A 19,368-nucleotide genomic window follows, 5' to 3' on the forward strand; every position below is an offset into this window, starting at 1 on the left:
TTTAGTTGGATCTTTACTTAGCGCTTACGCAAGATCCCCACCCCAAAGTAAGGTCGCCATTCCAAGCACAATGAATATCATCGCCGCAATACGATGCACCCACGTAATTGGCAAGCGCTTGGTAAATTGCTTACCAAGCCATACCGCAGGAGCATTCGCGAGCATCATGCCAAGAGTTGTCCCAATCGTGACCGACACCACACTGTCATACTTCGCTCCCAGAGCAATCGTGGCGATTTGGGTCTTATCACCCATTTCGGCAATGAAAAATAAGCTGGTGGTCAATACAAAAATTGCCCAAGCCCCTTTTGCTGCTTTTGCAGCTTGGTCCTCATCCAATTTGTCGGGGATAAGTAGCCAAGCGCCAAGGGCTAAAAATCCAATTCCCAGAATCCAACGCAATAGATCAGGACTGAGTAGCCCAGCAACCCAATGTCCCACATAAGCAGCGAGCGCATGGTTAACAAGCGTTGCCAGCAAGATCCCCCAAATAATCGGCCAGGCATGCTTGGGATAGCGCGCTGCGAGCATGAGTGACAAAAGCTGGGTCTTGTCCCCGATTTCTGCCAGGGCAACCACCCCGGTAGAAATGAATAATCCATAAAAATCCATATAAATCAGATATTTAAATAAAATCTATCAATATTTTTAATTAATACAATTTGGCTATCATAAGAAAAAACCCTAAACTGCGTGCATCTTAATTTTTCTCTAAAGGCAATTCCATGACTTTACGCGAAGGCAATCTCGAAGCCCCAACCAGACACCCCCTAGACTGGACCAATCCAGACTTCTACGACACCAAAAAGCTCGAAGCTGAGATGGAACGGGTGTTTGATCTTTGCCATGGTTGCCGCCGCTGCGTCAATCTTTGCGGCTCATTCCCTACCCTCTTTGACCTCGTCGATGCGACGGAGGAAGGTGAAGTAGAAGGTGTGGCAAAAGCCGACTATCAAAAAGTGGTTGATCAGTGCTATCTGTGTGACGTTTGCTACATGACCAAGTGTCCCTACACCCCACCCCACCCTTGGAATATTGATTTCCCTCACTTAATGTTGCGCGCCAAAGCAGTTGCCTTTAAAGAAGGGAAAACCACCTTCCGTGACAAGCTGCTGTCTTCCACTGATAAGCTTGGTCAGTTTGCCGGCATCCCAATCGTGACCCAAGCGGTCAACGCAGTGAACAATATGGGCGTCACCCGTTTAATGATGGAAGGCGCCTTAGGCGTTGATAAAAAAGCATGGGTTCCTGAATATGCTGCGAAGACCTTCCCGCAATTAGCGAAGGCATCGGCAGCGTTTCCAGTAAAAGATGGTCAACGCACCCCCGGTAAAGTCGCCATCTATGCTACTTGCTACATCAACTACAACGAGCCTGGTATCGGTCAAGATCTCATTAAGATCCTCAATCACAACCAGATCCCGTATGCGCTGGTTGATAAAGAGGCTTGCTGTGGTATGCCTAAGCTCGAATTAGGTGACCTTGAGTCCGTAAAAGAAAACAAGGAAAAGAACATCCCCAAACTTGCGAAGTTGGCACGTGAGGGCTATGCCATCGTGACCCCAATTCCATCGTGCACTTTAATGTTTAAACAAGAGCTGCCATTGATGTTCCCTGATGACGCTGATGTGCAAGCAGTCAAAGACGCGATGTGGGATCCCTTTGAGTACTTTATTGCGCGCAGCAAAGATGGTCTCTTAAACCAAGACTTCAAAGAAGAGTTGGGTCATGTGAGCTATCACGTCGCCTGCCATTCCCGCGTACAAAACGTTGGTCAGAAAACCGCTGAGGCATTGAAACTCATTCCAGGAACCGAAGTGAATGTGGTGGAGCGCTGCTCAGGCCACTCCGGAACCTGGGGCGTCAAGAAAGAGTTTCATGCGATGGCAATGAAGATTGGTCGTCCAGTATTTCGCAGCATGGCTGAAGAATCACCAAACTACATTAGCTCCGATTGCCAACTCGCTGGGCACCACATTGCGCAAGGAATGGATGAACTGGGTCTGCCCAAGACCGCCATGGCTCATCCACTCACACTAATGGCTAAGGCCTATGGACTCTAAATCATGACAACAGGATCAATTGAAATGGGAAAAATTACTCGCGATAGTTTATTAAGCCTTGAGGCTTATCACAAAGCACGCCCTGAAATGAGAGCGCGCGCCATTGCGGAACGCAAACTACGTACCGTCCACTTGGGCGAGCATCTCACGCTCATTTTTGAAAACGAGTTCTTAATGCGCTATCAGATTCAGGAGATGTTGCGCGTTGAGAAAACCTTCGAAGACGAAGGCATTCAAGATGAGTTAGATGCCTACAATCCAATGGTACCGAGTGGTTCGGACTTTAAGGTCACCATGATGATTGAGTATCCCAATGAGGCCGATCGTCGCGTAGCACTGGCTAAATTAGTTGGTGTAGAAGATCGGATTTTTATTGAGATTGAAGGTCAGCCACGGGTCTATGCAATTGCCGACGAGGATCTAGAGCGCGCAACGACCGAGAAAACCTCGGCCGTACACTTCCTGCGCATTCCATTAACACCTGCGATGAAAGAGGCGCTAAAGGCCGGTGCTCAAATGATGGTGGGTTGCGACCACAAGGGATACCCCATGCATGTCGAAACCCTCCCTCATGAAACACTCGCCTCCTTAGTCACAGACCTCGACTAAATCGGGGCGCAGCAAAGCCTCATCTGCTGAGACGTACGACCGCTTCTGTGCCCGGGCGACGGGTGCCGAAGTGAGTTGCCCTTGATAGACGCTTAAGCCATTCCTTAAATGCGTGCTCTGGCGCAATGCTTCTATCACCCCAAGATTAGCAATCTGCTCAATGAAGGGATAGGTTGCATTGGTTAAACCAATCGTGGATGTTCTGGCAACCGCGCCTGGCATATTAGCCACACAATAATGAATCACCCCGTGCTCAACATAAGTGGGTTCCGCATGGGTGGTGGGTCGCGAGGTCTCAAAGCAACCGCCCTGGTCAATCGCTACATCTACCACCACCGATCCAGCTCGCATCTGCCCGATCATGGCTGCGGTCACCAATTTTGGCGCCGAACCACCTGGTAATAACACTGCGCCAATCACTAAATCACTATCTCTCACTGCATTCTCAATACTCTGCTGATCAGAAAATAGGGTTTGGACTCGATTGCCATAGAGTGCATCAATCTGCCGCAGTCGATCCAAGTCGCGATCCATAATGCTCACGTGGGCGCCCATACCGACGGCAATTTGTAAGGCATGGCGCCCTACAACACCTGCACCTAAGATCAATACCTTTGCCGCAGTAACCCCAGGAATGCCGCCTAACAATAATCCAGAGCCACCTTTGGATTTCTCCAAATGTGCCGCCCCCGCCTGAATGGACATCCGCCCAGCCACCTCACTCATGGGTGCCAAGAGCGGGAGTGCGCCACTCGATGAGGTCACCGTCTCATAAGCAATACAGATGGCCTTGGACTTGATTAATGCTTCCGTTTGCACTGGATCAGGGGCCAGGTGTAAATAGGTAAAGAGAGTTTGATCCTCTTGAAGCATCGCGCACTCCTGTGGCTGTGGCTCCTTCACCTTCACAATCAACTCAGCATCTGCGAAAACCGCTTTAGCATCTGCCATTAATTTTGCTCCAGCTGCTTCGTATTGCTCGTTAGCAAAACCAATTTGTGCCCCAGCATGTTGCTCCACTAACACTGTGTGACCTTGCCGCGTCAGACTACTCACCAAACTAGGGGTGAGGCCAACTCGAAACTCATTGTTCTTAATTTCTTTTGGAATACCAATAATCATTTTTGCTCTCCTAATTGAAGTACGTGTTTTTTATCAATCCCCAATACGAAATACAGGATCAAATAAATGGTTAATAAGATCGGGCCCACAATGAGTGCCATGCGCGCATCCTCATGAAAACTCATCAAGACAATGACGAGCGCGATGAAGGCCAAGGCAAACCAACTGGAATAGGGCCACAATGGTGTGCGATACGACAATTGAGCAAGCTGATCTTTGCTAAGGCTTGCCCGAAAGCGATAGTGGGTATACAGAATGGAAATCCAAACCATGAGGCCCACAAATGTAACGGCTGCCATCATGTAGTGGAATGCCTTCTCGGGGACAAAATAGTTCAGGATCACGCCTACCATTGGTACGCAAACCGTTCCAATCACAGCACGATGCGGCACACCATTGTTTGACAGCTTGACAAAAGGCTTTGGTGCGTAGCCATTAGCTGAGAGTGCATACAGTAATCTGCCACCACTAAATACACCAGCGTTACAAGCAGATAAGGCAGCGGTAATGACCACAAAATTAACAACACCTGCAGCCTCACGCAAACCAATGCGCTCAAACATCGCTACAAATGGACTGCCTTGCTGACCTACTTCATTCCAGGGAAAGATAGCCAAGATCACCATCAATGCGCCCAGATAAAAAATCAGGATGCGCCAGATCAATGAATCAATTGCCATTGGGATCGTCTGTTTTGGATTTTGTGCCTCGCCCGCCGATAGGCCGATCATCTCAATACCAACATAGGCAAACAACACCATATGCAAGGAGAGCAAAAATCCACTAAATCCGTTCGGGAAAAATCCGCCATGCTGCCAAAGATTTCCCAATCCCATTGGTACCCAATCGTTGGTAAACCCAAAGAAAATGACCGAGCAGCCCAAAGCGATCATGAGCACAATCGCCATGATCTTGATGAGCGCAAACCAAAACTCAAACTCACCAAATACTTTGACTGCAATCAGATTAATGAGCCCCATCAGGATGATGGACGATAGCGCCCAAATCCACTGCGGTATATCTGGGAACCAAACCCCCATATAGATACCAACCGCGGTGACTTCGGCAATAGCTACCACCACCCAGTAGGTCCAATAGCCCCAACCCACCATGTATCCAGCTAAGGGATTGACATAGGTATTGGCATAAGTGGCAAATGACCCTGTGACTGGCTCGTGAACCGCCATTTCACCTAAGGTTCGCAAAACCACGAATGCAACCAGGCCGGCTAAGAAATACGCAAGCAAAATTGATGGTCCCGCAATTTGAATTGCGGTGGCAGATCCTAAAAACAATCCGACACCAATGGTCGAACCCAAAGCCATTAAGCGAATGTGTCTGACTTTGAGATGGCGCTTTAAGCCTTCTTCATTCTTCTCCAAGAGAACTCCTTTCATGATGACAGTGGCACAACGCCACCGCATGAGAGTCTATGGAGCGAATACGTTTGAAACTAGTGCTTAAAAACTATAGAAGTATCAAGAACGAAATTAATAATTAAGTAACTTTGAGAATCTACTGAATAATCAATGAAAGCTGCCATTAAAAAAATAGTTACTTACAGAAAAATCAGTAAATTCTTACAGGGATAGCCCTAGTGATTCTGAGCAAATTTTGGATGAAAAAAAACCCCAGCAAGCTGGGGTTCTCTTAAACAAGAAGAATTACTTCTTGGCTGGAGCAGCAGGAGCAGCAGCAGGAGCTGGAGCAGCAGCAGCTGGCTTAGCGTCTTTCTTGTCATCTTTCTTAGCTGGAGCAGCTTGAGCGAAAACACCAGCAGAGAACAAACCAGCAACTAACATAGCAACGATCTTTTTCATGTAAAACTCCAAAGTAAAAATTAATAAACGTAGTCTCCTACGGAATTACTACAGCCTAGGAAAAACCAATGTAGCTACGAATGGCTTTTTCGAAGACTAATCCTTTAACGCTTATTGATTGGAAAGGGTTGACAGGCCATTGAATTGAAAATAACTGTTCAAAAACAATTAGTTAGTTATTAATTTGTGGTTTGACTTTGGATTGCACTCAAAATTTCTGCGGCAGCCAAAAACCCAAAAGAGGCGGTGACGTTCACTGTAGAGCCATAACCTGAACACGCCAAGCCACTACTTCCGTCTCCACGCATATTCTCTGCGGAGTAAACCGCCCGAATCCCCATCGGCAACTTCAGGTCCTTGGTAAAAGAATGGTTTTTTCTGAGCTCAGCCCTGATTTTTGCTAATAGGGGGTCGTGTGTGGCTTTGGCTAAATCATCCGCATTTAAAAAACGTGGGTTGACCTTTCCGCCCGCGCCTCCGCACATCACCAATGGAATCTTCTGTTTTTTACAAAAACTAGCCAGCGCTACCTTCACCGATACATCGTCACAGGCATCCAGTACAAAAGAGTTATGCGGAATGATCTGCTCCAAATTGGCTGGCTCCGCAAATACATCATGCATGGTAATCGTGATCATTGGATTAATGGCTTGAAGACGCTCAGCCATAGCCAGCACTTTAGCTTTCCCAAAACTACCTTCAATGGCATGCAACTGACGATTCACATTACTGGGGGCAATATGATCAAAATCGATCAAAACCAAATGCCCAACCGCAGAGCGAGCCAAAGCCTCAGCAGCCCATGAGCCAACCCCACCCAAGCCGATCACCGCAACCGTGGCTTGGCCAAATGCTTTAAAGGCATCCTCGCCATAAAGACGAGCCACCCCAGCAAATCGTCGATCTGCCACTTCATTGCTCTCACACGTACTTGGGCCAAGCACTCTTTCGTTTGTCATACGCTCTCTTTATACTCAATCCATGAGTTCAATCAGTAAAAACTTAGCCGATTTACGGAAAAACTATACCGCAGGGCAACTATCGGAACGTGAGCTGCCTCTCGATCCCATCATCCTGTTTGAAAGCTGGTTTGAGCAAGCTAGTCAGGCAGAATGTCCGGAACCCAATGCCATGGTGCTAGCAACAGCAGATGCATCAGGTACGCCCTCAGCCCGGGTGGTTTTATTAAAAGGAATCAGCCAAGGTGATTTTTGTTTCTTTACGAATTACGAAAGTCAAAAGGGGCAAGAGCTTGCAATCCGCCCACAAGCGGCACTACTATTTCATTGGCACGAGCTAGAACGCCAAGTAAGGATTAATGGGATTGTCTCCAAACTAAGTGCAGCTGAGAGCGATGATTACTTTTTTCAACGCCCCCCAGCCTCCCGCATAGGCGCCTGGGCTTCACCCCAAAGCCGAGAAATTGAAAGTCGTGCTTTTTTAGAACAAGAAGAATTACGCTTTAAACAACAATTTGGCGAAAATCCCCCAAGACCAAGCCAGTGGGGAGGATATCGTTTAAGGCCCGAGAAGATTGAGTTTTGGCAAGGTCGCCCCTCACGTTTACATGATCGTATTTTGTACACCAAGGCTCAAGAGACATGGCGCATTAGTCGCTTGGCGCCATAGAAGGTTCTCTCTCAATCTTTCAGTAAAGATGAGAAAGTCTTTTTAAACTTACTAACCTTAGGGCCTACAACTGCCATGCAATAACCCTGAAATGGGTGATTGCGATAGTAATTCTGATGGTAGTCTTCCGCAGGATAAAAAACGGGGGCCATGATCACTTCCGTAACAATCGGATCAGAAAACTGTCTTTGCTCCTCAAGCTCTTTGACTAGGTTTTTAGCGATTTGCAATTGCTGATCGTTAAGGGCATAAATCACCGAGCGATATTGCGTTCCTACGTCATTACCCTGGTAGTTCAATGTGGTTGGATCATGAATCACAAAGAAGATCTCTAGCAACTGCCGATAGGAAATAATGCTGGGATCAAACTCAATCTCAACAACCTCGGCATGCCCAGTCGACTCCGAGCAGACCGCCTCATAACTGGGATTAACAACATGGCCACCAGCATATCCCGAGATCACATGCGTAACGCCCTGAACGCGCTGATAGACCGCCTCGAGGCACCAGAAACACCCACCGCCCAATATCGCCTTCTCTAAGATCGTTGCCACCAAGATTCTCCAATACTGTTTTTACTTAACCGCCTATCAATAAGCGTAACGCAAAATAGATAAATAGTGCGCCAACCCCAAACCACAGCATAGCCGCCCATTGCGGATGGCGCTCCATTCGATGAGCCAGAGTTTCACCAACCCAAATCAGTACCCCCAAGTAGGTGATGCTAATCATCTGCAAAATGATGGCAAGGTATAAAAAACTCTGGGCTGGATTGGCAAATTGTGGATCGACAAACTGGGTAAAGAAGGAGATGAAGAAAAAAATGGCCTTGGGATTGGTGAGCGATAAACCGAGTGCAGCCACAAATGGATGCATATGTATAAGTCGCATGGTGCTTGCTGGAGCGCTATTTTGTGAGGAGGACCTTTGCAAACGATTCCAAGCGGTTTGCATCAGGCCCCAAGCTAGCCACAGCAAGTAAATCGCCCCCAGCCAACGTAATGCCATAAAAATGCCAGAAGAGTTTTGTAAGAGGGATGCAGCCCCTAAAACAATGGCAATCATCAGAATTGAATCGCCCACCACAATGCCCAATGATGCCCACACCCCGGCCCTCCAGCCCAGCTTGGATGAGGCTGTCAGAACATAAAGGGAGTTTGGGCCCGGCAATAAAACAATCGCGATGGTGCCCAGAATAAAGGTTGGCAACTGTACGACGCCAACATGGGTCAAATTCATCCAATCCAGCATGACTAGATCATAAACAGGAAACGTGTCATAATGGAGGGCTTTTTGAAACATCGTCCCCAGCAATTTACATTTTTCAGCGTTTTGGTTTTTACCCCGCTGCCGCTTGTCTGATGGTCGATGCCCTTGACCATCGCGCCTTTACATAAACTTGGCGCACAACCGGAGACCATCCTATAAGAGGATGGGTATTGCATGTCACATTCTGCTGAAATTACGAACCATTCATTTGCTTCATTGAACTTAGCTGCGCCCTTACTCAAGAACATTGAGGCGCTGGGCTATACACAAGCCACCCCCGTCCAAGCACAGGTTATTCCTGCGGCCCTCGAGGGCGGCGATTTATTGGTGAGCAGCCAAACTGGAAGCGGTAAAACTGCTGCTTTTTTATTGCCACTTCTTCATCAACTTGTTCTTGCCAATCCCAATGGTAGCCCTGTACCTGGTCGCGCTCAGCCCAAGATCTTGGTCTTGTGTCCAACCCGCGAACTAGCGCAACAAGTTGCCACCGATGCGATTAATCTGGCGCGCGGTATCAAGAGCCTACGGATTGCCACCATCATGGGTGGTATGCCCTACGGCAAGCAAATCCAAGCGATTAAGGGGGCAAGCTTAGTGGTAGCGACTCCAGGTCGCTTACTGGACTTATTTAACTCACGCGCCATTCGCTTAGATCAAGTTGAGTGCTTGGTGGTCGATGAGGCTGATCGCATGTTGGATCTTGGCTTTGCTGAAGATCTTGAGGCAATTGATGAGCGTTGCAAAGGTCGTTCTCAAACACTCATGTTCTCAGCAACGTTTGCCCCGCGCATCATGAGCCTAGCGTCAAACCTCACAAAAGATGCCAAACGGATCGAGCTTGCCCATGCTGGTGAAGCGCATGCCAATATCGCCCAGAAACTTCATTGGGCTGACAACATGGCGCACAAGCATCGCCTGTTGGAGCACCTGCTCTCCGACCCCGAGCTCGATCAAGCAGTTGTCTTCGCGAGCACCCAAGTAGAAAGCGAAAAGATTGCTGACACCTTGCGTGCCAATGGCTATCAAGCGAGCGCCTTGCATGGCGCGATGCCACAGGCCGTTCGCAACCGTCGCCTCGATTCATTACGCAAAGGCCAAACCCGGATTTTGGTCGCCACTGATGTAGCTGCGCGTGGAATTGACGTGCCCCGAATCAGTCACGTGATCAATTTTGGTCTGCCTATGAAACCTGAGGACTATACGCACCGTATCGGTCGTACAGGTCGCGCTGGGCGCAATGGTATCGCCATTACACTAGCCGAGCATCGTGATCGCGTGAAGATTAGAGCGATTGAGCGATTTACTCAGCAACCCATGGCTGCTGCTGAAATTGCAGGTCTTGAGCCTCAACAAAAACCAAGCTCACATAAACCTAATCATCGCCCTGGAGCTGCCAAACGCACTAAACCCAAGTTTGGGGGTCAGGCGCGTAAAAGTTCAGGGCCGCGCTTTGGTTCACGTACTGGCTCATTTCAAAATAGCACACGTCAGCACTAATTAGCGCCTTGTATGTTGTGGCGGAAGTCTCGCTCCCCATCGACCTGGCATCAACTTGACCATGGTGCACCCTTGGGTGCTCCATTGGCATTACAAGAATGGTTAAGCGATACTGGATCGCTCACACGCAAACTCGAGAAAGCACTTCACTATCCCGAAGATCGCCACCTTGAATTACAAATCCTTGCCGATGGCAAACAAAATTTAGTTGCATCCGAAAAAAAATTCTTTCGACGCCCAATCCATCGCTCGCGGGTTCGTGAGATTTTGCTGTGCGATCAGGGTGAGCCAATTGTGATGGCGCGTAGCGTATTGCCCATCACAAGTTCGATTGGCAGTAACCATACGATTCTGAAATTGGGTCATAAACCCTTGGGTGCCGTTTTATTTGCCAAAGTTCTCAAAGGGCGCTTTCGCCCCATTCGGCAAATTGTTCGTTTGGACCATCATCATCCAGAGTGGAAAGCTTGCCAACGACGGTATGCGGATCTCCCCAAACGCGTTTGGGCCAGACGCACACTCTACCAACTCAACGGTCACCCTCTACTGGTTATGGAAATCTTTTTACCTGCTCTGCTAACCAAGCTGCCGCAGACTGACTAATCGACTCGTCCCGCGGCTCACAAACCGAGATATTTCTAAAACCGATTTGCTGAGCTGCATATGCGATATTGGCATGACTGCACAAAGCCGAGCTATTCTCAATCGCAAGTCTTGGAATTCGGTTGACCTCTTTACAGCGCTCACCCAAATGCCGCACCGCCTCAGACGAGGTTAAGGTCCACAACGTATGCAGTGGATCAAGTTCGGTGCACGACTGCCATAATGGGCTAGCAAGATCTAATGGAACACGCGAGTAAATTGATACGATCTCAAGCCCAGCGCCAACTGAACGCAATTGCTCGATTAGGGTCTCACGACCCCCCTCTCCCTTAATAATCAAAACAGATTCCTTAGGCCAGTCAGTGATCTTGGATTGAAGGACCCTCCATAGACCCTCAGAGTCCGATTCATCGTGGGCGGGAACCAAGATGGATGCTTTGGTTAGGCCGTGCCGGATCAGCGCCTCTTGACTGCTCTGCCCCACCACCCCAATCTTTACTCCAGGATTCACTAATTGCCCCCAAGACGAGTTCGCATCATCAACGGCTCGCATGGCGCACTCAATCGCATTGGGGCTCACAAAAATGATCAGTGTTGAGCGTTGTAAGGCTGTGCGTAATTGTGTTAGGAGCGCGAAATCATTTTTTGGAATAATCGTCAGCAAGGGAAGGCTCACCATCCGCACCGATGGATAAACTGCCTGCGTAGCTGCTTGGATTAATTCAGTTAAGCGGCGTGCTTGACCGGTCGGTCGGGTTACGATGATCGCCGGTTCAAACCCCTTCACAGATTTAGTACGGCAATAAGGCTGCCGCCCCCTTCGCAATCAGATCATCAGCAATCGCCAGGCCAAATGCTTCCGCTTCTTGATAATTGCTGATCGCACGCGAACCAGAAGCCAAACAAATTTGCCGACCATCAGTACTGGCCACATAGGAGCGCATCGAGAGCTCTTGCGGGTTTTGCCATTGTGCGTGAGCCGCCAGAGGCACCTCGCACGAGCCACCCAATTTACGTGATACCGCCCGCTCGGCGGTCACTGCGAGAGCGGTTGGTAAATCATTTAAAGGCGCCAGCCAGGCTTTCACATCAGGGCGTGCACTTAAGGTTTCAATGCCTAATGCCCCTTGGCCAGCAGCTGGGGTATGGGGATCATAAGGCAACAGTGCTTTAATGCGAGCACCCATCCCTAGGCGCTTTAAGCCAGCGGCAGCCAGAATAATGGCCTGGTATTCACCGCGGTCCAGCTTGGCCATCCGCGTATCTAAATTACCGCGCAATGGCTCAACCCGTAAATGAGGATACTGACTCCGAATTATCGCTTCACGCCGCAAGCTTGAGGTACCGACCACTGCTCCTGCGGGTAACTCAGCCAAGCTGGCATAGTCATTGGATACCAAGGCATCGCGCGCGTCCTCGCGCACCATGATGCATGACAGATCAAAGCCGTCTGGCATCACCATCGGCACGTCTTTTAATGAGTGCACGGCAAGATCAGCGCGACCATCTTCCAGAGCGGTTTCCAGCTCTTTTACAAAGAGTCCTTTGCCCCCCACTTTAGAGAGGGCGCGGTCTAAGATTTGATCGCCTTTGGTGGTCATTCCTAGGATGATGACCTCGCAGCCGGGGTACAACTTTTTAAGGCATGCTTGAACATGTTCGGCTTGCCACATGGCAAGCCTGCTCTCACGAGAGGCAATAACTAAACGCGTTGGGCTCATAGGGCAACTTCAGAATTAAAATAAACTGTTACGACACACAATATACTGTGTTTATGAGCTCATCCAAAAATTCTTTAGCCAATAAATCCAAAGCGTGGTCTGGCCGCTTTGCTGAACCCGTCGATTCCCTAGTTCAGCACTACACTTCCTCACTGGCCTTCGACCAGCGGCTAGCCCTTGTGGATATTGCCGGATCTCTGGCCCACGCCGAGATGCTGGCTGCCCAGAAAATCATTTCGAAGGCTGATTTCATGGCCATTCAAAAGGGCATGGCCCAGATCGAAAAAGAAATTGTGTCTGGACGCTTTGATTGGCAATTAGCCCTTGAAGATGTTCACCTCAATATTGAAGCTAGGCTTACCAAATTGATCGGGGATGCGGGCAAACGTCTACATACTGGCCGCTCACGCAATGATCAAGTTGCCACCGATATTCGTTTATGGCTAAGAAGTGAAATTGATTTAATTTTGGGTGACCTCACACGTTTACGCGAGGCATTTCTCAACTTGGCGGAGCGGCACGCCAATACCATCATGCCGGGTCATACCCATCTGCAAGTAGCTCAACCCGTGACATTTGGACATCATCTGCTCGCTTACTACGAGATGTTTACCCGTGACGCAGAGCGCTTGGCCGATTGCCGTGCGCGAGTGAACCAATTACCTTTGGGTGCCGCCGCTCTGGCTGGTACCAGCTATCCGATTGATCGGGCCCGTGTTGCCAAAACCCTGGGTTTTGATGGAGTCTGCCAAAACTCGCTCGATGCAGTGTCTGATCGTGATTTCGCAATCGAGTTTTGTGCAAACGCTGCAATCCTCATGATGCATGTCTCCAGATTGTCTGAGGAGTTGATTTTGTGGCTCAGCCCACGCTTTGGTTTTATTGATTTGCCAGACCGGTTTTGTACCGGCAGCTCAATCATGCCGCAGAAGAAAAATCCCGACGTCCCTGAGTTAGCCCGTGGCAAGACCGGGCGGGTGAATGGTGATTTGATTGCTCTTCTCACCCTCATGAAAGGGCAACCACTTGCCTATAACAAAGATAATCAAGAAGATAAAGAGCCTCTCTTTGACGCCGTCGATACAGTTAGCCAAACGATCCAAATTTTTGCGGATATGGTCCCTCACATCAAGGTTAATCAAGCCGCAATGGAATACGCAGCAGAAGAGGGTTTTGCAACCGCTACGGATCTGGCCGATTACTTGGTTAAGCAAGGATTGCCATTTCGGGATGCGCATGAGGCGGTTGCTCATGCAGTCAAACGCTGCGTTGAGAAAGATTGTGCTTTAAGCGATCTCACTCTGGCGGAGCTCATTAAGGCTTGCGGATTAACCACAAAATCTAAGTTAATTACTCAGGATGTGTTTGCGGTATTAACCCCTAAGGGTTCAGTGGGTGCCCGCAATCATGTGGGAGGTACTGCCCCCAAACAGGTCATTGCAGCTATTAAACGTGCCCGCACCGCCCTGAAAAAGAAGTAATTAAAACTCGTTAAGCACGCACGCAGTCGACGTAGTAACCGTTATTGCCATCGGCATTTTTAACTAGGCCATGGATATCGGTTTCAAAGCCCGGGAACCGTTGGTTAAAGTCACGTGCAAAGCGTAAGTAATCCACAATCGCTTTATTAAAGCGCTCACCCGGAATCAGCAGTGGAATGCCCGGGGGATATGGTGTTACCAGCATGGCGGTAATGCGACCCTCAAGCTCATCAATCGGTACTCGGTCAATGTCTTTATGGGCCATCTTGCTCCAGGCGTCGCCTGGAATCATCGCTGGCTCCATATTCGAGAGGTACATTTCAGTGGTCATGCGGGCTACATCGCGGCTCTTATAAAAAGAATGAATTTGCGCAGAAATCTCTTGTAGTCCCACGCGTTCGTAACGGGGGTGCTTAGCAACAAACTCAGGCAGCACCTTCCACAGGGGTTGGTTCTTATCAAAGTGATCCTTGAACTGTTGCAACTCGGTCACGAGAGTATTCCAACGCCCTTTGGTAATACCAATCGTGAACATGATGAAGAATGAATAGAGCCCGGTCTTCTCAACAATCACGCCGTGCTCGGCCAGGTACTTGGTCACGATACTTGCCGGAATACCAATCTCACCAAAATTACCTTCAATATCCAAGCCCGGAGTAACCACCGTTGCCTTGATCGGATCAAGCATATTGAAGTTCTTGGCCAAAGGACCAAAGTCATGCCAATAGGCGTTGGGCTCCAAAATCCAATCGTCACGCGTTCCAATGCCCTCTTCAGCCAAATGATCTGGGCCCCAAACCTTAAACCACCAGTCAGAGCCAAACTCCTCATCGACCTTACGCATCGCACGCCTAAAATCTAAGGCTTCCGCAATCGACTCTTCAACCAAGGTGGTGCCACCGGGTGACTCCATCATGGCTGCCGATACATCGCATGAAGCAATAATCGCGTACTGAGGACTGGTCGAGGTATGCATCAAGTAGGCCTCGTTAAAGCAATCTCGATCAAGCTTGCGCTCCTGGGCATCCTGCACCAAGACTTGGGAGGCTTGCGATAAGCCAGCGAGTAATTTATGGGTTGATTGGGTTGAGAACAACAAACTCTTTTGTGGAGGTTTACGATTCTGACCAATCGCATGCATGTCCTGATAAAAAGGATGAAAAGCTGCATGCGGTAACCACGCTTCATCGAAATGAAAGCTATCAACCTTACCATCGAGCATGGACTTGATCATCTCAACGTTATAGACAATCCCGTCATAGGTGCTCTGGGTTATGGTTAAGACCCGTGGCACAACATTTTTATCTTTGATAAAGGGGTTAGCCGCAATCTTTTTCTGAATATTGGCCCACTCAAACTCTTCTTTTGGAATAGGCCCAATAATGCCAAGATGATTACGGGTGGGCATCAAAAATACTGGGATCGCACCCATCATCATGATCGAATGAATCACCGATTTATGGCAATTGCGATCGACTAGAACCACATCGCCCGGAGCCACTGTTGAGTGCCAAACAATTTTGTTCGAAGTCGATGTGCCATTAGTGACAAAAAACAAATGGTCTGCATTGAAGATACGTGCGGCATTGCGCTCGCTGGCCACTACGGGTCCGGTGTGATCTAAGAGCTGACCTAACTCTTCCACCGCATTACAGACATCGGCGCGCAACATGTTCTCACCAAAAAATTGATGGAACATACGACCAACAGGGCTCTTCAAAAAGGCAACGCCTCCTGAGTGCCCCGGGCAATGCCAGGAATACGAACCCTCGGAGGCATAGTGGGTGAGCGCCCGAAAGAACGGGGGCGCTAAGGAATCAAGATAGACCTTAGCCTCACGAATGATGTGACGCGCCACGAACTCAGGCGTATCTTCATTCATATGAATGAAGCCATGCAGCTCACGCAAAATATCGTTGGGAATATGGCGCGATGTACGGGTCTCACCATACAAAAAGATCGGAATATCTTCATTGCGCTTACGCACTTCGACGACAAAAGAGCGCAGGTTGGCAATTGCTGGTAGATCGCTATCTTCAGGATCCATCACCGCATCAAACTCTTCATCGTCAATCGACAAAATGAAGCACGATGCCCGTGAGGCTTGCTGCGCAAATGAAGTGAGATCACCGTAACTGGTCAAACCAATCACCTCAATTCCTTCCTTCTCAATCGCAACTGCAAGGTCACGAATACCAGAACCCGAAATGTTCTCGGAGCGAAAGTCTTCATCAATGATGATGATCGGGAAACGAAATTTCATGATGGCTTAGGTTTTGGGTAACGTAACGCCGTGTTGGCCTTGGTACTTACCGCCACGATCTTTGTAAGAGGTACCGCATACTTCATCGCTCTCAAAGAAAAGGACTTGAGCGCAACCCTCGCCCGCATAAATTTTGGCTGGCAATGGAGTGGTATTCGAAAACTCCAAGGTGACATAACCTTCCCACTCGGGCTCAAACGGTGTGACATTGACGATGATTCCGCAACGCGCATAGGTACTCTTGCCTACGCAAATGGTTAACACATTGCGAGGGATCTTGAAATACTCCACCGTTCTTGCCAAGGCGAAGGAATTAGGGGGGATGATGCAGACATCACCCTTGAAATCCACAAATGACTTTTCATCAAATTGCTTCGGATCCACAATCGTGCTGTTGATATTGGTAAAGATCTTGAACTCATTCGCGCACCGAATGTCATAGCCATAACTTGATGTGCCATAACTCACAATTTTTTGCCCTGCGGCGTTCGTCCGAATTTGGCCGGGCTCAAAGGGGCTAATCATGCCCCCCTCGGCCATCCGGCGAATCCAATGGTCAGATTTAATAGTCATGGCGGGATTGTAAGACTTTCGTGCCCAAGTGGACACAAACCCTCGCTTTCAGGTCGAGGGTGTCTGAAAAACCACACGCTCTGGGGCGTTATAGATCTCAAAGTGCTTGCCAGAGCAGCGCGAGAGCAAGGTTAAATGGGTCTTTTTGGCCAGCTCCAATCCCATCTGCGTAACCCCGGAACGGGTCAGCAAAAAGGGAATACCCATCTGAGCCCCCTTGATCACCATCTCCGAAGTTAGGCGCCCGGTCGTAAAAAAGATGAGGTCCTCACCTTGGCGCTTAGCCAACCAAAGTAAGCCCGAAATGGAGTCAACTGCATTGTGCCGGCCCACATCCTCAATCAGATGCAAGAGTCTGACCCGATCGTCCCCAGCACGCTCAAATACCGCACAGGCATGCACAGAGCCCGCTTTCTTGTAGATGGTTTCATGAGCCCTGATTTGCTCCAAGAGATCCACAATCGCCGCCTGATGAAGCTTAGGGCCGTCTGGTAGCCGAATCTGGGCCATATCCTCCATTAACCCACCAAACATGGTGCCTTGGCCACAGCCCGTGGTCACTACACGCTTACTGGTGATTGCATCAATATCGACTGTGGCTCTGCGGGTCTTGACCGCCGCTGAGTCGGTTTCCCAATCAACCTGAATGCTCTCAATATCCTCAGCCGACTCCACCAGTCGTTGGTTGCGTAAATATCCCAAGACCAAAGCCTCAGGCGCGGCACCCAAGGTCATGAGAGTCACCACTTCGCGCTTATCCAAGTAGATGGTCAAGGAGCGCTCGCCTGGAATAAAAGTAGTTTTCTGGCGTCCTAACTCATCAATAATCGCCACCTCATGAACCACGGGTACAGAAGCGTTTGTCATTGCAATAGTGGATTGCGAAGTCTTACTCATCGGCGGTCTGATCTTTGTCCATCATCGATACCCCACGGTATCTCACCATACACTTTAACCGCAGTCTAAAATCAATGTTTAATAAGAATGATTGATATGCGTCAACTGCTCGTCACCTCCGCCCTACCCTACGCCAATGGCCAAATCCATATTGGACATCTCGTGGAATACGTTCAGACGGATATTTGGGTTCGGTTCCAAAGAATGCGTGGCCATGAGGTGCATTACGTCGGTGCCGACGATACCCACGGTACCCCAATCATGCTACGAGCTGAAAAAGAAGGAATTACTCCCAAAGAGCTAATCGACAAGGTGTGGCATGAACACAAGCGGGATTTTGATCACTTTCTGATCTCCTTTGATCATTACTACACCACCGATAGTCCTGAGAATGAGCAGCTATCTCGGGAAATTTATCTGAAGTTGCGAGAGGCAGGATTGATTGAAAAGCGGGCGATTGAGCAAGCCTACGATCCGGTGAAAGAAATGTTTCTGCCTGATCGCTTCATCAAAGGCAACTGCCCTAAATGTGGAGCTGCTGACCAATATGGCGACTCGTGCGAGAAATGCGGCGCCACGTATGCGCCCACCGATCTCCAGAATCCATACTCCGTGGTGAGTGGTGCCACGCCAATTCGCAAGGTCTCAGATCATTATTTTTTCAAGCTCTCGGATCCACGCTGCGAAGCATTCTTGCGCGACTGGACCCAAGTGAAAACCCCGCTGCAGATTGAAGCGAAGAACAAAATGAAAGAGTGGGTGGGCACCGAGGGGGATAGCAAACTAGGTGACTGGGATATCTCGCGCGATGCGCCCTACTTTGGCTTTGAAATCCCCGACGCGCCCGGTAAATATTTTTATGTATGGCTTGATGCTCCCATTGGCTATTACGCGAGCTTCCTAAAGTATTGCAAGGAACGAGGCCTTGATTTTGCAAACTGGGTTAAGCCCGATAGCACTACCGAGCAATACCATTTCATTGGTAAAGACATTTTGTATTTTCATACGCTCTTTTGGCCTGCGACCTTGCACTTTTCAGGCTATCGCACACCCACCAATGTTTTTGCTCACGGATTTTTAACCGTGGATGGCGAGAAGATGAGTAAATCACGTGGCACGCTTATTTCTGCCAACAGTGTGATTGAAGCTGGTCTTAATCCTGAATGGTTTCGCTATTACTTTGCAACAAAGTTGAATGCAACCATGGAGGATCTGGATCTAAACCTCCAAGATTTTGTGGCACGCGTTAACAGCGATCTTTTGGGGAAGTACATCAACATCGCTAGTCGTACCGCTGGATTTTTAGTAAAACGCTTTGAGGGTCGAGTTACGGATGCAGCGATGACGCATCCATTACTAGAATCGATTGCCAATGCAAGTGACTCAATCGCAGATCTTTATGAATCTCGCGAATTTGCAAAAGCAGTACGTCAAATTATGGAGCTCGCGGATCTGGTCAACGCCTACGTCGATGAGAACAAGCCTTGGGAGCTTGCCAAGGATCCACAAGGGTCAAGCAAACTACATGAAGTGTGTAGCGTCATCCTAGAATCTTTCCGTCGCTTGAGCTTGTATTTAAAGCCTGTCTTGCCAAATCTTGTTACTCAAGTTGAAGAATTTTTATCGATTGAGCCCATGCAATGGCACGATATCCGCAAATCATTAAAGAGCGACATGGCCATCAAACCTTATCGTCATTTAATGACCCGGGTTGAGCCAACCCAGGTCGAGACTCTCCTCCAATTAAATCGCTAAGACTCCCCAAAAATCGTTAATAATGAAGGGTGTTGGAATTTGTTTTATTAGCTAAATTATTGATTT

Annotated in this window: 18 protein-coding genes and 1 pseudogene; 7 read left to right on the forward strand and 12 right to left on the reverse strand. The window is 48.8% G+C overall.

The window, feature by feature from the left end:
* Positions 1-24: 24 nt before the first annotated feature.
* On the reverse strand, positions 25-612 hold the full coding sequence (locus QUE60_RS06935; RefSeq protein ID WP_286223357.1) for a TMEM165/GDT1 family protein: 588 nt from the start codon (positions 610-612) through the stop codon (positions 25-27).
* Between the two features lie 113 nt (positions 613-725).
* Between QUE60_RS06935 and QUE60_RS06940 the strand changes: the two genes are divergently transcribed.
* Together QUE60_RS06940 and QUE60_RS06945 are read left to right on the forward strand one after the other, a co-directional pair.
* Positions 726-2,063 carry a heterodisulfide reductase-related iron-sulfur binding cluster gene (locus QUE60_RS06940; RefSeq protein ID WP_286226520.1) on the forward strand — a complete coding sequence of 446 codons (1,338 nt, stop codon included), beginning with the start codon at positions 726-728 and terminating at the stop codon, positions 2,061-2,063.
* 3 nt (positions 2,064-2,066) lie between these two features.
* Complete coding sequence (locus QUE60_RS06945; RefSeq protein ID WP_286223359.1) at positions 2,067-2,672, forward strand: DUF3501 family protein; 606 nt, start codon at positions 2,067-2,069, stop codon at positions 2,670-2,672.
* Here QUE60_RS06945 and ald read toward each other — a convergent pair.
* The 4 genes from ald to QUE60_RS06965 form a co-directional block, all read right to left on the reverse strand.
* Positions 2,652-3,794, reverse strand: a complete 1,143-nt coding sequence (gene ald, locus QUE60_RS06950) for an alanine dehydrogenase (protein ID WP_286226521.1) — start codon at positions 3,792-3,794, stop codon at positions 2,652-2,654. The genes QUE60_RS06945 and ald overlap by 21 nt on opposite strands.
* The gene (locus QUE60_RS06955; RefSeq protein ID WP_286225105.1) at positions 3,791-5,191 is read right to left on the reverse strand and encodes an amino acid permease; all 1,401 of its coding nucleotides are present in this window, start codon (positions 5,189-5,191) and stop codon (positions 3,791-3,793) included. Before QUE60_RS06955 ends, ald begins: the two co-directional genes overlap by 4 nt.
* A gap of 267 nt (positions 5,192-5,458) precedes the next feature.
* Positions 5,459-5,614: a hypothetical protein gene (locus QUE60_RS06960; RefSeq protein WP_286223362.1), complete on the reverse strand. Its 156-nt coding sequence runs from the start codon at positions 5,612-5,614 to the stop codon at positions 5,459-5,461.
* Between the two features lie 179 nt (positions 5,615-5,793).
* On the reverse strand, positions 5,794-6,573 hold the full coding sequence (locus QUE60_RS06965) for a tRNA threonylcarbamoyladenosine dehydratase (RefSeq protein ID WP_286226522.1): 780 nt from the start codon (positions 6,571-6,573) through the stop codon (positions 5,794-5,796).
* A 22-nt stretch (positions 6,574-6,595) separates the two neighbouring features.
* On the opposite strand from QUE60_RS06965, the gene pdxH reads away from it, so the two are divergent.
* The gene (pdxH, locus tag QUE60_RS06970; RefSeq protein WP_286223364.1) at positions 6,596-7,243 is read left to right on the forward strand and encodes a pyridoxamine 5'-phosphate oxidase; all 648 of its coding nucleotides are present in this window, start codon (positions 6,596-6,598) and stop codon (positions 7,241-7,243) included.
* 11 nt (positions 7,244-7,254) lie between these two features.
* On the opposite strand, the gene msrA is transcribed toward pdxH, so the two are convergent.
* Positions 7,255-7,800, reverse strand: coding sequence for a peptide-methionine (S)-S-oxide reductase MsrA (msrA, locus tag QUE60_RS06975; protein ID WP_286223365.1), 546 nt, complete (start codon positions 7,798-7,800; stop codon positions 7,255-7,257).
* Between the two features lie 22 nt (positions 7,801-7,822).
* Positions 7,823-8,545, reverse strand: a complete 723-nt coding sequence (leuE, locus tag QUE60_RS06980) for a leucine efflux protein LeuE (protein WP_286226523.1) — start codon at positions 8,543-8,545, stop codon at positions 7,823-7,825.
* Between the two features lie 141 nt (positions 8,546-8,686).
* Between leuE and QUE60_RS06985 the strand changes: the two genes are divergently transcribed.
* Together QUE60_RS06985 and QUE60_RS06990 are read left to right on the forward strand one after the other, a co-directional pair.
* Positions 8,687-10,009, forward strand: a complete 1,323-nt coding sequence (locus tag QUE60_RS06985; RefSeq protein ID WP_286223367.1) for a DEAD/DEAH box helicase — start codon at positions 8,687-8,689, stop codon at positions 10,007-10,009.
* A 12-nt stretch (positions 10,010-10,021) separates the two neighbouring features.
* Complete coding sequence (locus QUE60_RS06990; RefSeq protein ID WP_286223368.1) at positions 10,022-10,612, forward strand: chorismate--pyruvate lyase family protein; 591 nt, start codon at positions 10,022-10,024, stop codon at positions 10,610-10,612.
* On the opposite strand, the gene QUE60_RS06995 is transcribed toward QUE60_RS06990, so the two are convergent.
* Both QUE60_RS06995 and hemC read right to left on the reverse strand, forming a co-directional pair.
* On the reverse strand, positions 10,560-11,399 hold the full coding sequence (locus tag QUE60_RS06995; protein ID WP_286226524.1) for a uroporphyrinogen-III synthase: 840 nt from the start codon (positions 11,397-11,399) through the stop codon (positions 10,560-10,562). The two genes, QUE60_RS06990 and QUE60_RS06995, sit on opposite strands and share 53 nt — an antisense overlap.
* Positions 11,400-11,403: 4 nt before the next feature.
* Positions 11,404-12,333 (reverse strand): hydroxymethylbilane synthase, encoded by a 930-nt coding sequence (gene hemC, locus QUE60_RS07000; RefSeq protein WP_286226525.1) that lies wholly within the window; start codon positions 12,331-12,333, stop codon positions 11,404-11,406.
* 53 nt (positions 12,334-12,386) lie between these two features.
* On the opposite strand from hemC, the gene argH reads away from it, so the two are divergent.
* Positions 12,387-13,814, forward strand: coding sequence for an argininosuccinate lyase (gene argH, locus QUE60_RS07005; RefSeq protein WP_286226526.1), 1,428 nt, complete (start codon positions 12,387-12,389; stop codon positions 13,812-13,814).
* Between the two features lie 10 nt (positions 13,815-13,824).
* Here the strand turns inward: argH and QUE60_RS07010 are convergent, their stop codons facing one another.
* The 3 genes from QUE60_RS07010 to QUE60_RS07020 are packed head-to-tail and all read right to left on the reverse strand — an operon-like array spanning position 13,825 to position 17,517.
* Entirely contained in the window at positions 13,825-16,077 is a 2,253-nt protein-coding gene (locus QUE60_RS07010; protein WP_286226527.1) for an arginine/lysine/ornithine decarboxylase, read from the reverse strand.
* A 6-nt stretch (positions 16,078-16,083) separates the two neighbouring features.
* Positions 16,084-16,650: a dCTP deaminase gene (gene dcd, locus QUE60_RS07015; RefSeq protein ID WP_286223373.1), complete on the reverse strand. Its 567-nt coding sequence runs from the start codon at positions 16,648-16,650 to the stop codon at positions 16,084-16,086.
* 48 nt (positions 16,651-16,698) lie between these two features.
* The gene (locus tag QUE60_RS07020; RefSeq protein ID WP_286223374.1) at positions 16,699-17,517 is read right to left on the reverse strand and encodes a formate dehydrogenase accessory sulfurtransferase FdhD; all 819 of its coding nucleotides are present in this window, start codon (positions 17,515-17,517) and stop codon (positions 16,699-16,701) included.
* A 126-nt stretch (positions 17,518-17,643) separates the two neighbouring features.
* Here QUE60_RS07020 and metG point away from each other — a divergent pair.
* A pseudogene (gene metG / locus QUE60_RS07025) lies at positions 17,644-19,299 on the forward strand (methionine--tRNA ligase); the annotation flags it as partial.
* Between the last annotated feature and the right edge of the window lie 69 nt (positions 19,300-19,368).

Source organism: Polynucleobacter sp. HIN11, from assembly GCF_030297675.1.
In the GTDB taxonomy this organism is placed as follows: Bacteria; Pseudomonadota; Gammaproteobacteria; order Burkholderiales; family Burkholderiaceae; genus Polynucleobacter.